This window comes from Laspinema palackyanum D2c (assembly GCF_025370875.1).
Lineage (GTDB): Bacteria > Cyanobacteriota > Cyanobacteriia > Cyanobacteriales > Laspinemataceae > Laspinema > Laspinema palackyanum.
Genome location: NZ_JAMXFD010000006.1, coordinates 273,031 through 287,251, shown reverse-complemented (window position 1 = coordinate 287,251; position 14,221 = coordinate 273,031). Strand labels below are relative to the sequence as shown.

Genomic DNA, 14,221 nt, shown 5'->3' with positions numbered 1-14,221 from the left:
AGACCTTCACCTCATGAATCGAGGAAATGCTATAGAGGCAGGGTTTACCCTTCTATAAATCTGGACCCACCTCCAATGGTAAGGTTAAACTGCCGAAAAGCCATTCAGTGCTTACCCTCAAATTAAGATTGAAAGCGGTGCATCCCTTCTTGAATCTGTTGTTTGCAAGTTAATGAAAAATAAGTAAACCAACTCACAATCCCAAATAGCTTAAATCCATTTTCTAATAATGCCCGATCGCGATCATAAATCAGACCCATCTCCACTAAATCTATAATAGCCCGCATATCTAGCAAAATTGACAAGGCAAAACAGACAAAAGCCAAACCCAAAAACACTAAATAGCGGCTATTCAAGATAATTTTATAAAATTTTATCAGGTACAGCGCCAGCATAATCACATAAACTAAATAAACTATTTTTTCCGAAATGGCCAAATAAGTAGGAAAAACTTCCTCATGAAACTGAAAAGAATCATCCAGCATCAAGACTGTGGTGATCAATCCTCCGAAGAGGAGAAAGCGTTGATGTTTTAGGGAGGGATTCAAGTGTTGGAGATAAAGGGAAGTAAACAGACAAATAGCAGCAGTGGCCGACCATAATAAAATGCCAAATTTGGTGACCATTCCGAGATAAAAAGGCCAATCTGCAACTTTAGATGGGTCGCCCATGAGATGATGAATGGGGACTCGATTTTGCTGTCGGACCAGCAATACAATTAGGAAGGTCGGGAGATAGACGGCCACCATCAGGGGGAATAATTCCGTGAAGCGATCGCGTAAGCTATCCCTGGCTCTAGCTTCCCTAAAATTGTCATTCAGGGGTTCATTTGTCTTAATATCTGGTCCGAAATTTCCAGTTAAATCTCCAACATGAGGCGTCTTTTTATTCATAGATTACCTGCTTAATTTTATAGATTTTGAAGACCATTTTCCAACCGATTGGAATGATTTTTACAGCAGATTATAAGCCAGCATTTTGCAAGTTAGGGACGAGTTTTACCGTAAATTAACCCTATGTTAACCCAAGCCAGTCCGCTTGTCTACCGCCTTAGAGAGGAGAGGATCAAGTCAGTACGATTGGCATCTGGAAAATTCCTAAACCCCAGCCAGAGTGGGTTTAAGAGTGATTGAAGACTAAAAGTCCAGCCGATATTCTGCCACTTGATATCACCGATCGCCCTCGCCAGTTGAGGAAAATACTTGGGTTTTCCCCGAACTCAAAACAGTGCCATAACTAAATTTTCCTAAACTGTCAACGCACTCTAGTTTGAGTTTTTATAGACTATTTGAGATGAGAGGGCAGATTTTTGCGGAACTGCTTCAAAAAATTTAAAAAGATTTAAAAAAAGTTTAAAAAACTTTAAATGAGTGTGAAATCGTATAAAATATTATAAATTTGGCCGAACGAGTTTCTGAACATTGATGTGAGGAGTCTGCCAAGTGTCTTCTCGATTGTCATTGCCGTCTATAAAGAGTAGGCACTCAAAAATAACATCTATCTTAAGGCTGAATTTCAACGGGGATTTCTTAGACTTGAATGATAAACCTCTAGCCCTGGAATCTTGATGCAAGAATAAGTAGTAAACCAGCCTCATCTTAGAGTTCCAATCCCGTTAAATTTTCAGCAGTAGCCCTTGGGCTGCAATTGTCAAAACCCGTCATGCCATCAACGACCTGGATTGGAACTTGCCCAAAAAAATTATGGCCGGTTGCATTCTCAAAATGCTTACCAGCCAGTCAGGTTCTATTGGAAAGTTGAGAGGGGGTACTCTAGCGATCGCCAGATGATCCCCCCTAGAGGTTACCCATCACTCTAGGGTGAGAGGGAACAGGACCCAGACCTATTGTCCTGATTCATTCCCCCTTACCGGCACTACCCTCTACTGACGTTCGCCAATGGGCTCACGGGAAGAAGAAGAGTTACGAGGTTTTGAGCGCTTGATCGGCTTCGACATGGACCGGGATGAGCGATCGCCGCGATCTCGGTTGTCATAGCGCTTGTCAGAGTAGCTATCCATTTCCTCTGGCGCATCTTCCATGATATTGTTCGCCCAGTTGGGACGAGTGCGATCATAAGCCATTTGCAGGGCTGCCGCAGCGATCGTGTGGGGGTCATATTCTTCGCTCAGTTGAGCGACGATGGGCAGGAACGAAGCCAGACGTTCGCCACTGAGGATTTCCCGAACTTGAGCTTGCAGTTTTTCCAGATGCCGCGCCTCAATTTGAGAGCGGGTCGGAATCGAGCGAATCTTCAGGGTTTGACGCAGGTGCCGCTCAATTTGTTGGAGCTTGCGCCGGTCAAACGGCTGAATCAGGGAAATGGCAGTCCCTTCGCGACCGGCGCGGCCCGTGCGTCCGATCCGGTGGACGTAGCTTTCCACTTGATCCGGTAAATCGTAGTTAATGACATGGGTCAAGTGATCCACATCTAAACCGCGTGCAGCAATATCCGTGGCGACAATCCAGCGCACCTGTTGCTTGCGGAAGCGATCGATTAACCGTTCCCGTTGGGACTGGTTGAGGTCCCCGTGGTATTCATCCACGCTGTGACCTGCCGCTTGCAATTGGCTGGTGAGTTCAGCCGCCGCCCGTCGGGTGCGGACGAAAACGATCGCCGTTTCCGGGTCTTCCAATTCTAAAATAGGCAGTAAGGCCCGAGATTTGGACCAGCCGCGAGGGACCATGTAGATTACTTGGTCGATTTGCTTCGGCGTTGATTTGTTTTGCTCAATCTTCACCGTCACGGGATCGCGCATGAACTTATTCATCAGCTTACGAATGGAGGGTTCCATCGTGGCTGAGAAGAAAGCCGTCTGCCGGTCCTTGGGGGCTTTATCGAGGATTTTTTCCACGTCGTCAATAAAGCCCATACTGAGCATTTCGTCCGCTTCATCGAGGACGAGATGGGTGAGGGTGTCCAGTTTGAGATGCCCACGGTTGAGCAAATCCAGAACCCGTCCGGGGGTACCGACAACAATTTGGACGCCTCGTTCCAAGCGCTGAATTTGGCGCTCAATGGAGGATCCACCGTACACGGCAAAAATCCGCACCCGGCGATCGTCGGTTAATTCCCGAATCGCATTACTGACTTGGATCGCCAGTTCGCGGGTTGGGGCCAGAATCAGGGCTTGAACATTCTTGTCGTTAACATCCATCTGCTCCAAAATGGGCAGAGAAAATGCGGCAGTTTTGCCGGTTCCCGTTTGGGCTTGTCCAGCTACATCCTGTCCGGCCATCAGTTTAGGAATGGCTTGTTCTTGAATGGGGCTGGGTTCGGTAAACCCAAGTTTTTCTAGCTGTTGGACGCGCTCTTCTGAAAGACCTAAACTTTGAAATGAAACAGTCATTTATTCTCCTAAAACGTTTGAGTTTGGTGCTGCTCAAGGGCAGCTAATACCATTTCTCGTTTTTGATGCTACATGGGGTTGCTCTTAGATATTTGGAGCTAGGACAGATACGCTTTCGATGTAGAGCATAAAAATAGAATTGGTATTGATGCTAATTGAGATTAGCGGATGTTGAAGGTTACTTCTGATTTGCCTTCTCGTTACCCGAGTTGTAAAGAAAAGGCACGGTAGAATCGGGCTTTCTGTCTTAAGGCCCGGGCCACCGATCCGGGGCAGGTATGGAACGAGCTTTTAAATTGCAGAGGATCTCAACATATCTGTTAAAGACCATACCAAAAACCGTCTTAAACTTCCCCAGAAAATCTGGATTCCTTAACCGAGGGCAATGGATTCCCGTTGTACGAGGTCAGCTACAGTTGCCACATGACCATAGAGGTCGTAAACGTCAGCACTGGCGATCGCCACCGGCACCCTCGAACCGAGACGTGCATTTCCTCGAACATAGACCAACCCATCCACTTCTGGCGCAAATCGCGCCGATCGGCCTATTAACTCCCCAGTTTCGGGGTGTTCTTGTTCGATTAATACGTCTACAACCTTACCGACTTCCCCTTGATTTTTCTTCAGTGAAATCGGCTGCTGCAATTCCATCAAGGCATCACGCCGCTCATCCATCACCTCTTGCGGGAGTTGATTCGGCAGCGTATAGGCGGGGGTTCCTTCTTCCGGGGAGAAGGTGAACACGCCTACATGATCGAACTCATGACGTTGAACAAACTGATACAGGTGATCAAAATGTTCATCGGTTTCGCCCGGGAATCCCACAATAAAGGTGGTTCGCAATACCGCCTCTGGCACTGCTGCTTTAATTCCCTCGATAATCCGATCATTGACCCCCGCTTGCCAGGGCCGATTCATCGCCCGCAGCACTTCTGGATGGGAGTGTTGCAAGGGTAAATCTAAGTACGGCAGCACGTTCGGGGTTTCCCGAATCGCCCGCAGCACTTTCGGGGTCAGTCCCGTAGGATAGGCGTAGTGCATCCGAATCCAGGGGACATCTACCTCGCCCAATGCACGCAACAGTTCCGCCAATTTGGGTTCACCGTATAGGTCTAACCCATAGTTGGTGGTAATTTGAGAAATTAAAATAATTTCTTGGACGCCTTCGGAGGCCAATTGCTTGGCTTCCGCTACGATGGACTCGATGGTGCGCGATCGCTGGTTTCCCCGAAGATGCGGAATGATGCAAAATGCACAGCGGTAATCACATCCCTCCGCGACCCGCAGGTACGCTACACCTTCGGTAGTCGTCCGGTAGCGCGGTGTCGTCTCATCGGCGATATAAGTCGGTTCTGCGGAAATCTCTGTGACTCGCTCGCCGACTTCGACCCGTTCAATCACTTCTACGATTTTATTATAATCCCCAGTTCCCACAACTGCAACTGCTTCGGGCAGTTCATCAAACAGTTGTTCCTGGAAATGTTGCGCCATGCATCCAGTAATGACGATTTTTTTGTTCGCCTCCGCTAGTTCTACCAGCGTCCGGACTGACTCTTCCCGAGCCGATTGAATAAAACTACAAGTGTTGACGATGACGTAATCTGCTACTTCTTCATCAGTATCGACCGAGTAGCCTGCTTGTACCAACAGGCCCAGAATATGTTCGGTGTCAATGCGATTTTTCTCGCATCCTAGATGAGAGATAGCAATGGTTGGCTTGTTGCCCATGCAGTTATTGCTTCGAGTTATTGTAATGGTGCTCCGTAGAAGAAGCGAGTTTCGCTCCTGATCGTCAGTTTTATCAAAATACAGTATAGCCGCTTTTTCTACAAGTTTTCCCAATCGAACTCCTGGGGCTAGGGGTAAGGGTCCTTAAAAAAGGAGTTCCTTATCCTTTCGGTTCTGGCTTGGGGCCTGTTGGATGTAAGGCTCCCGCTGTGGAGACGGTCGGTTGCACGGTCAGCAGCTTGTATCTCGTGTCAATGTACTATAGCATCTAACCGCTATTAATCGCTTTTTCAAAGTATTTTCCCCATGACTTCCCAATCCAGACTCTAGGTGTGGGTTTGGGGACGAGGAATCGGGGCCGAGGGTCTGAGGTCGTTACCCCCGAGGTTGATCACCGCACCCTTGTTCTGGGCCAGTCCATCACTATTCCCCCATTATTTTAGAAGATAGAGTTGAGACCCTCTACCGCCCGAGGAGAATCCGCAGTTACAATGATTAGGGAGAAAAACCAACCCCCGACTCTAAAACGGGGAAAAAAGGGGAGAAATGCTAAGTCTGTTCTCCCCTGACTAAACGACCCTCTCTCCGGGATCTTGAAACGGGGCAGAGGGTCGCGATTGAGCGAACATTTAATCTTTGTTGTGCCTGAGCCAGGAGCGTAGCGCTATGTCAGACTTAAATCGTGGAATTATGAAATTTAAAGGGGCCGACAGCCCATTGCTGGTCGGACTTTCCTCTGTGCTGATTTTAGGCGGCATTGCCTTTTTGATTTGGTGGGGGTTGCAATCTGCCTATAGTTTCAACTAGACGGGGATATCGAGGCGATCGCCCCGATGGGTCCGGTCTACCTTAAGTCTTCATCCTAATATGGGGCTAAGGTTGGGAAATCAGGGTCTGATAGTCCTACCCGCATCGACAGGTAGGGGACCCCTCCTTAAGCCTCCCCAAAACCCGGGGGAGGGGACCGGACTTAAATTAGGGATTTTTTGACTTTTTTAAAAGCCTCTTTCTTGAAATCAGCTAAGACTTTGGCCGGCGATCGCCCCATCAGATCAACCGAGACTCCTTTCGGCAAAAAGAGGGGACTTTTGTCGCCCGGATCATCCGGACTGCTTTGACAACGAGATCCGATGGGAACGTTATTATGGGCATCAAGAGAGAACTTGATAGCCTAATGATCACAACGCTCTCCATTCGTTTCATTCTACCTAATTACTTCTGCCCCATCGTGATTTCTTCACCCTTCCCTCATTCGGTACTAGCAGTTTCTCAACTGCAACCCCTGTTAGGAAATATTTGGCTTGATGTCGGGGTCCTGATGTTCATGCTGGTCCTCTCTGCCTTATTTTCCGGTTCAGAAACGGCTATTACCGCCCTCGATAATCTGAAACTGCGATCGCTCATCAAAGAACAAGGGGACCCTCACCGCATCTTTACCCTGGTTCTGCACAAGCGGACTCGCTTCATTACCACCCTCCTCGTCGGCAATAACCTCGTCAATAATTTTTCCGCCATTTTGACCAGCAATCTGTTTGCCTTGTGGCTGGGAAATGCCGGATTAGGAGTAGCCACAGCCGTGGTCACCCTGTTAGTCCTGATTTTTGGGGAAATTACCCCCAAATCTTTAGCGATTAACAACGTGATTCCCATTTTCAAGGTGGTTGTAAGACCCATCTACTGGTTATCGCGGGTGCTGTCCTTATTTGGGATCGTGCAGTTGCTCGAAAAAATCACCCATCTGATGATTCGTTTGGTTCAAGGGAATAACGTTCAACAAGGAGAATCGTTAACCGATCTCCAACTGATGATCGAAATTCTCGGGGGTCGGGGTCAATTGGACTTGTACAAGCATCAGTTACTCAACAAAGCCCTGATGTTGGATAGTTTAAGCGCCCGGGAAGTGGTCAAACCTCGGATTGAAATGCGAACGATTTCCCATGAAGCGACGTTACAGGATTTGGTGGATTTGTGTTTAGAAACGGGATATTCGCGGATTCCCGTCCAGGAGGAATCCAAGGATAGAATTGTGGGGATCGTTCACCTCAAGCGCGCCATTCAGCAAATTAGGGCCTGTCAACAGGAAGGCATCGAGAATGGGGGCGTGACCCTGGCAATGGATCCTCCGGTTTATGTCCCGGAGACCAAACGAGTAGCCGACTTGCTCAAGGAGATGTTGCAACAGCGGCTGCATATTGCGATCGTTGTCGATGAGTATGGCGGAACCGTCGGTTTGTTGACCCTAGAAGATATTCTCGAAGAACTCGTTGGGGAAATTTACGATGAGAGTGATTTGGACAACCGGACCCACCGCAAAGGGGTTGTCAATGCCTTTCCCCTAGGTATTCGCAGCAACTGGGGGAATGGTCGATGAACTCGCCGGGTCAGGTTTAAACCCGGGCTTTAAAAAAAAGTTCGCTTAAAGCCTTGACTTCTGTGAGAGTTCTGCTAGTATTAGTAATTGTGGACAAAAAAGGGTCGATGCCCGAGCGGTTAATGGGGGCGGACTGTAAATCCGCTGGCTACGCCTACGCTGGTTCAAATCCAGCTCGGCCCACCACAATTCCTTCAAAGTTCAAGGTGAATGGTCAAGAAATCATGACCGCTTAACTGTTTGAAGTTTGAATGTTATCTGCCCGTGTAGCTCAGTGGTAGAGCACACCCTTGGTAAGGGTGAGGTCACGAGTTCAATCCTCGTCACGGGCTTTTGAATCTGAAAATATTAAAGAATGGGGTCTAAAACTGGGAAGAGTTTTAGGCCCTGTTTTTTTGATAACAATTAGGGCAAAAGGGAGAAAAACTCTTTTACCAGGGATTGACCCAATTGGGGAAAACCGGAACCGAGAAACGGGTGCGGCAGGACTCGAACCTGCGACCAACGAATTAGAAGTTCGCTACTCTATCCACCTGAGTTACGCACCCAAACAACGGTTATCGGAAAAACCCGATTGAGGTTCATTTCTTGCAGACCGTCAAAACCCAAGTGGCTGCCCGGGTTGATTTCTGTATTTTATCAAACAAGAGGGCATTTGCATAGCGGTTTTCACAGGAGATTGGGTTTTTCCCTTGAAAAGCCTGCCTCTAGGGATAACCCTCTTCAATCCACCTCAATCGCCTCGGCCAGAAATCACCAGGGGTTGGGGGTGGATCCATGTTCAAAGTAGGAATAACAAGCTTGGGGTTTTTCCGGATAAGGCATAGAGTAAGATAAGGGTTAGTCAGGGCGTTGAATTACGTCGCCAGGGAAATGAGCAAGACTTGCCGAGTTGCGGTTAACTGCGTGAGTCAGACTAAACTAAAGCCAAAGTGTGGTTCAACTTAATCTTGAAACCAAGCAGGCCGACAAACGAAACTCTGGCTTGAAGCCATTTCCATTGAACCGACAGCACCCACAGGCCACGAGGACTCAATTGGCAGCGTCATGTTTATTCTGAAACGGCAGGATGTTGAAATAACGGGTATTCAGCACCCAAAAACGGGTCAGCAAATACCGATTTTGAACTATCAAGGTCAGACCTTTCGCTTAATTAACGTGTTTAGCGCTCAACAGGCGGATGAGGCAAGGGCCTTCTGGAGGGACCTAACGGATAACCGTGGGAAAGCTTGCGTACTGCTTGAAGAGAGCGATCGATACAGTGTTTGGGGCAAAATCCGTCTCGACCAGTTGACAGATGATGCTCATGCAGGGGTAGCAGCAGCGCCCCTGTACACCCAAGCTTGTATTTTAATGTTACAAGCGGTTTTCTTTGACATAGAAGACTTGCTGGGCAATCGGCAAGCGGGTTCATTTGAAAAGGACATTGCTGAGACCTTTAAAAAATGGCGATTCCCTCAAGCGGAATCACCGGATGCAGTTAACCAGTTGCTCAATATGGACCCCTTGGGCGGCGCTCAAGTCCCGTCTTGGCAAGAGCATCATTTGAATACCTTGTTACAAGAGCTCTATCGCTTGGGCAAAGCCTATTTTGGGAATACCAGCTTTGTAGAACGAGCCTTAGATATCTTGGAAGATATGCCCGCGGCCGAACGCAAGCAGTTTAGAGATTGGCTTGGACAATCTCCCCTCGGTGAGATGTGGTCCCTATCTTGAAAGAGGGTTCTTTCAAGTGGGTTTTGTGTTCTTGTCGTTAATAAACGGCTCTCTAGGCAAGCCCTTGGCCGTTTTTACGTTTAAGAAAGTCCTAGACCCCAAGACCGATGCCCCGTTAGCAATTTGGGAATTTCTATGCGAACGACTTCAGAAAAATTAACCAGTTCTCAACCCTTGTTTGCAGCTCAGACCCTGGTGGTTGCCGGAATCACCTGGGCTGTTTTAGCGTTGTTGTTTTTTTTGTTATTTAGCGTACCGGAAGCGCCTGGAGAGGGGAGACCCTTGTGGTACTCGATCGGTACGTTAATATTTGAATTAGCCGCTTTCTTGGGCGCTGCCATTCTCTGTTTTAGAAATTGGCGTGCTCCCCAAATTGTCAGTGGACGGAATGTCTGGCTGGCGATCGGGGTGGGAATGTTGTGCTATTTTTTAGGCGGCGTGTTGTTTGGCTTATGGGAGCTGTATTGGAATCTGGCCCCGGATGTGTCTTTGGGGGATTTCTTTTACGCCATTACCTATATTGCTCTGACCGTGGGGATGGTTTTGGCGGTTTCAGGGCGCAAGCTGAATTTAGAAGTTTGGCAGTGGGCCGTCCTCGGGGCGATCGCCTTGGCTGGGATTGCCTTAGCCTACTGGCTGGCTGTGGCTGAACCGATTGATTTACCGGAGGCCGCTTCACCCCAGGCGATCGAGCAGGTTGCGCCGCCACCTACCGGATCCGGGACCTCGGCTCCTGCTCCAACCTCCAGCACCCCGCAAACGGCTCCGGACTTCATTTTGGCCATTGACCAAGCCCTGACTCCTGTGGCTTTCTATGTGAATTTGTTCTATGTGATCATGGACGTCTTGCTCCTGATCCTGGCAACTGCACTGTTGTTAGCCTTCTGGGGAGGACGTTTCTCTCAGTCTTGGCGGATGATTGCGGCGGCTACTTTTTCCCTCTATATTGCCGATATGTGGTTTAAGTACGCCGATGTCCGCGTCGCTAACTACGAAAGTGGCAGTCTTTTGGAAGTCTTCTGGGTTTTCAGTGCCGTTCTCTTCGGCATTGGTGCAGTCTTGGAATACGATATCTCTACTCGGTCTCGTTCTCGTGGACGCAGAAGAGGCGGGTCCTCCGATTGATTCAACCCCTGTGATCCCCGCTCCGACTCGGCTACAATCCCTTGTCCGGAACCGGGCCGCTTTTTAACTCACCCTTAATCCAACAATGGCATGATATTCTAGTCCTCCCCCATTCAGACACTGGCCGCGCTAAGATGGCCCTCATCCCCCGAGCGCGCGTTCAATGCCTCCGACTCTCGTCCAAATGTTTACCCCCGATGATGCGGCATGAGTTCTCGAAAACTATCTGAATCTGACAAAAGCGACATTATTGATCTGTATCGACAGCCCGGAGAAACGACTTTAACCCTGGCGAGTCGTTACGGTGTCAGTAGCTCGACCATTAGCCGCATCCTCAAAAGCTCGTTATCCGATGAGGAATATGAATCCCTCATCCAGCAAAAGCGCTCTGGTCGCTTCCTTCCGAGCGAGCCAGAGTCCCTGGATATCGAAGACGATCAGCCCTTAGCGGCTCCGCGTCAACGACGCATTCGCCTCCGTTCCGCTTCCGGCGCTTCTGAGGAAGAAGATAACAACGAGCTTGAACTCCCAGTGTCAGGCTTTAACGATCGCTATCCGGGCATCGAAACTAGCGCCCTCCAGGAAATGTTGGGAGAAGACATCCTGGATGAGGATGATGAGGATGAGGACGATGAGGACGATGAGGATGATGAGGATGAGTGGGGGGATGATGAACCTCTCTTGCCACGACGTCCGCTTCCCACCTCTATCGTTGTGGAAGTGTTACCTCTGGCGGAAGCGGAACTTCCAAAAATCTGTTATGTGGTTGTAGACAAAGGGGGGGAGTTAATTACTCGCCCTCTCAAAGAGTTTGCCGAACTGGGACAAATTCCCGCGCAAGAGTCTTATGAACGAACTCTGCCGGTTTTTGATAATCACCGAGTCGCTCGGCGCTTTTCGGCCCGAAATCAACGGGTGATTAAGGTTCCCGATGGCAGGATGCTGCAAAAAACTAGCGTTTATTTGCAATCTAAGGGGATCACCCGTTTACTGATTGATGGTCAAGTTTACTCTCTGTAAGGGTAAATCAGGAGAGGAAATAGGCATGGCCCCTTTAACCCCCAAGCCCTGTTGATGGACAAATAGCCTTCTGCTCTAAAGCTCGGTTCTGCATGGAACCAGAGGGCAGCCTCCGGGTCCTTCCGGAATACCCAGTTTCTGAGTCTCTCATTTCCCCTGTACCGAGGCCCTCGGGTTTACAGGTCCTCGGCATTGGGCTGATCTAGGGCGATCGCCAGTTGATAAATCTGGCGACGGGGAAGGTCGGTTTCCTGCGCCAACTGTCTGGTTGCTTCGGACCGGGTGAGTCCCTGGGCGATCGCCTTTTGTAATGCAGCTTTGAGGGACTCTTCGGAAAAATCGGGGGTTGAGCGATCGCCCCCCTCAATAACTAAGGTAAATTCTCCTTTAGGTTGACAATTGTCTCCATAATGTGCTATGGCCTCGGCAATGGTTCCCCGCCAAAACTCTTCATGGAGCTTCGTTAACTCTCGCCCTAACACCAAGGTGCGATCGCCCCCCAAGATTTTCTCTAAATCTCGTAATGTTTTGAGCAACCGATGAGGCGCTTCATAAAGCACCATCGCCCTCGTCTGTGCCTTTAACTCCTGCAACTGCTGCTGTCGGTCTTTTCCCTTCACCGGCAAAAACCCCTCAAAGGTAAATCGAGAGGCGGGTAAACCCGCTGCACTAATCGCCGTAATGCAGGCACTGGGTCCGGGAATTGGCACTACCAGAATTCCTTTTTCCAGACAAGCTTGGACAAGTTCATATCCGGGATCCGAGATTCCGGGCATTCCGGCATCGGTGACGAGGGCGATCGCCTCACCCTCTGTTAACCGCTTAACTAATTCTGGAATTCGCTGTTGCCGGTTATGTTCGTGATAGCTAATTTGTGGGGTTTTAATTTGAAAATGATGCAACAATTTCCCCGTGTGACGGGTATCCTCAGCGGCGATCGCATCAACTTCCTGCAAAATTCGGACCGCCCGGAATGTCATATCTTCCAGATTCCCGATGGGCGTTCCCACAATATAAAGTGTGCCTAATTTTGAATCAATTTCCATGAATAACGGGCTAAAATTTTCCCAATCTTAATCTGGACGATGTACGCAAGGGATGAGAGTAGACTCCTGAAGCGGATTCCTGGCTCATCCGCATCCCAATTCATGATAAAGTATGAACCCCAAGAGGTTTGGAATGGAAGAATCGGCTGCCCTGAAACGAGATGATGAAACCCTGAAAAAACAAGGATTGTTTGTGGGGTTAGTCACCCTGGATATGATCTATTTAACCGCAGGAGTGCCGCAGAACAATCAGAAAATTGTGGCGAGTGACTCGATGATCAATGCGGGAGGACCGGCAACCAATGCGGCGATCGCCTTTAGTTATCTCAGCAATCACTCGACCCTCCTCGGGGCAGTGGGACAACATCCCCTCACCGCCATTGTTTATGAGGAATTAGAGCAGTATGGGGTGGCGATCGCTGATTTAGACCCTCACCGCACCGAACCCCCACCCCTGTCTTCGATTATAGTCACCCAAGCAACCGGCGATCGGGCTGTTATTTCCATCAATGCCACCCAATCTCAAATCCTGGGCGATCGTCTACCCCTCGATTCCTGGTCCAAGTTTAACATAGTCCTGATCGATGGACATCAAATGTCCATCAGTCAACGGATCGCCCCAATCAGTCACGCCCAAACCATTCCCGTCGTCTTAGATGGAGGAAGCTGGAAACCCGGATTTGAAACCCTTCTCCCCTTTATAGATTATGCCTTATGTTCCAGCAATTTTTATCCTCCAAACTGCCACAATGCCTCGGAAGTTTTCACCTATCTTGCCCAATTGGGAATTCCCCATATTGCCATTACTAACGGAGAAAACCCCATTCAATACCTCAGCCAGGGTATCCCCGGTTGGGTAGAAGTTCCTAAAGTAAAAGCCGTTGATACATTAGGTGCAGGTGATATTTTTCATGGGGCATTTTGTCATTATATTTTACAAGAAACATTCCCCCGGGCTTTAGCTTCTGCGGCAAAAATTGCCTCCAGCGCTTGTGAAGTCTTTGGGACACGCCAGTGGATGAACCTCACCTCAAGCCGGTCCTAACCTATCTCTTTAGAAGGATTGGACGGTGATTTGAATGAATTAGAATTAACCCAAAAAGCCTGTAAAGGAAGGTAAACGATGCAAACCCGAGAACAATTCCTGCGGCTCTCTCCTCGTAATCCGTGGATTGGTTGGGGATTAGGAGTCTTTTACTTAATTTGTGCCTGTCTATCCCTGCTCTTGATTCCGGTTGGGACGGCGATGATTTGGATTGCGATGACCAGTCCCTTACTGATTATTGCCGATGAATTATGTGCCGCTATAGAAATTAGTCCTAGTCACATCGTGCGGCGCAGTCCTCTCAGTCCGAGGCTGATTATCCCTTGGGTTAATGTAAAACGAGCTATTTTAGTATCTAATCGGAAAAACAATCGGTTAGTGTATATTCAAGCGCGAGAACCCTTACAATATTCGATTTGTTTTAACAGTAAGCAAAAAAAATTTAGAGATGGATTGCGTCTAATTTTTGAAATTGCCGAAGCCAATCGGATGGATATTGAAATTAAAGGATTGTCCCGGCGTCGAGATTGGAAACAATGGGCTTACTTAGAAAATTGAAGGGATGAATATTAGAACGCTTGCAAAAAAAAGGATTGCTCCCCCCAAACCCCCTTATTCCGGGGGTCTTTTTAGAATTGGGCCAGAAGTCTATTAAAGCATCCTAATTTTGGAGATAATCCTCCTGAAAAAGCCTGCTTTATAAATAATAGACGCCGACAGGAGTTACCCATCACTTCGATAGAGAGTTGGGGAAGTTGAATGCGGTGCCGCTATTTATCGGTTTATATAGTATCTAAATGAAGGGTCACAATGATTTAGAT

Annotated in this window: 11 protein-coding genes and 3 tRNA genes; 9 read left to right on the top strand and 5 right to left on the bottom strand. The window is 48.5% G+C overall.

Annotated elements, in window-relative coordinates; genetic code table 11:
* Positions 1-122: 122 nt before the first annotated feature.
* The 3 genes from NG795_RS10655 to rimO form a co-directional block, all read right to left on the bottom strand.
* Positions 123-893 (bottom strand): DUF8692 domain-containing protein, encoded by a 771-nt coding sequence (locus NG795_RS10655; protein ID WP_367288643.1) that lies wholly within the window; start codon positions 891-893, stop codon positions 123-125.
* Positions 894-1,882: 989 nt separating this feature from the next.
* Positions 1,883-3,349, bottom strand: coding sequence for a DEAD/DEAH box helicase (locus NG795_RS10650; protein WP_367288642.1), 1,467 nt, complete (start codon positions 3,347-3,349; stop codon positions 1,883-1,885).
* Between the two features lie 372 nt (positions 3,350-3,721).
* The gene (gene rimO, locus NG795_RS10645; protein ID WP_367288641.1) at positions 3,722-5,077 is read right to left on the bottom strand and encodes a 30S ribosomal protein S12 methylthiotransferase RimO; all 1,356 of its coding nucleotides are present in this window, start codon (positions 5,075-5,077) and stop codon (positions 3,722-3,724) included.
* A 666-nt stretch (positions 5,078-5,743) separates the two neighbouring features.
* Here rimO and NG795_RS10640 point away from each other — a divergent pair.
* The 4 genes from NG795_RS10640 to NG795_RS10625 all read left to right on the top strand — a co-directional run bounded on the left by NG795_RS10640 (position 5,744) and on the right by NG795_RS10625 (position 7,780).
* Positions 5,744-5,884 (top strand): hypothetical protein, encoded by a 141-nt coding sequence (locus NG795_RS10640; RefSeq protein ID WP_367288640.1) that lies wholly within the window; start codon positions 5,744-5,746, stop codon positions 5,882-5,884.
* Positions 5,885-6,305: 421 nt separating this feature from the next.
* On the top strand, positions 6,306-7,448 hold the full coding sequence (locus NG795_RS10635) for a hemolysin family protein (protein WP_436836042.1): 1,143 nt from the start codon (positions 6,306-6,308) through the stop codon (positions 7,446-7,448).
* 101 nt (positions 7,449-7,549) lie between these two features.
* A tRNA-Tyr gene (locus NG795_RS10630) sits at positions 7,550-7,634 on the top strand.
* A gap of 74 nt (positions 7,635-7,708) precedes the next feature.
* Positions 7,709-7,780: transfer RNA gene (locus NG795_RS10625), tRNA-Thr, on the top strand.
* Between the two features lie 142 nt (positions 7,781-7,922).
* Here the strand turns inward: NG795_RS10625 and NG795_RS10620 are convergent.
* A tRNA-Arg gene (locus NG795_RS10620) sits at positions 7,923-7,996 on the bottom strand.
* A 499-nt stretch (positions 7,997-8,495) separates the two neighbouring features.
* Here NG795_RS10620 and NG795_RS10615 point away from each other — a divergent pair.
* The 3 genes from NG795_RS10615 to NG795_RS10605 all read left to right on the top strand — a co-directional run bounded on the left by NG795_RS10615 (position 8,496) and on the right by NG795_RS10605 (position 11,309).
* Complete coding sequence (locus tag NG795_RS10615; RefSeq protein ID WP_367288639.1) at positions 8,496-9,164, top strand: Npun_F0813 family protein; 669 nt, start codon at positions 8,496-8,498, stop codon at positions 9,162-9,164.
* A gap of 135 nt (positions 9,165-9,299) precedes the next feature.
* On the top strand, positions 9,300-10,289 hold the full coding sequence (locus NG795_RS10610; protein ID WP_367288638.1) for a hypothetical protein: 990 nt from the start codon (positions 9,300-9,302) through the stop codon (positions 10,287-10,289).
* 207 nt (positions 10,290-10,496) lie between these two features.
* Positions 10,497-11,309: a hypothetical protein gene (locus tag NG795_RS10605; protein ID WP_367288637.1), complete on the top strand. Its 813-nt coding sequence runs from the start codon at positions 10,497-10,499 to the stop codon at positions 11,307-11,309.
* Between the two features lie 176 nt (positions 11,310-11,485).
* Here NG795_RS10605 and rsmI read toward each other — a convergent pair whose 3' ends face one another.
* Entirely contained in the window at positions 11,486-12,355 is an 870-nt protein-coding gene (gene rsmI, locus NG795_RS10600; protein WP_367288636.1) for a 16S rRNA (cytidine(1402)-2'-O)-methyltransferase, read from the bottom strand.
* A gap of 133 nt (positions 12,356-12,488) precedes the next feature.
* On the opposite strand from rsmI, the gene NG795_RS10595 reads away from it, so the two are divergent.
* Complete coding sequence (locus NG795_RS10595; RefSeq protein WP_367288635.1) at positions 12,489-13,400, top strand: sugar kinase; 912 nt, start codon at positions 12,489-12,491, stop codon at positions 13,398-13,400.
* A gap of 78 nt (positions 13,401-13,478) precedes the next feature.
* Complete coding sequence (locus tag NG795_RS10590; RefSeq protein ID WP_367288634.1) at positions 13,479-13,958, top strand: hypothetical protein; 480 nt, start codon at positions 13,479-13,481, stop codon at positions 13,956-13,958.
* Positions 13,959-14,221: the final 263 nt, after the last annotated feature.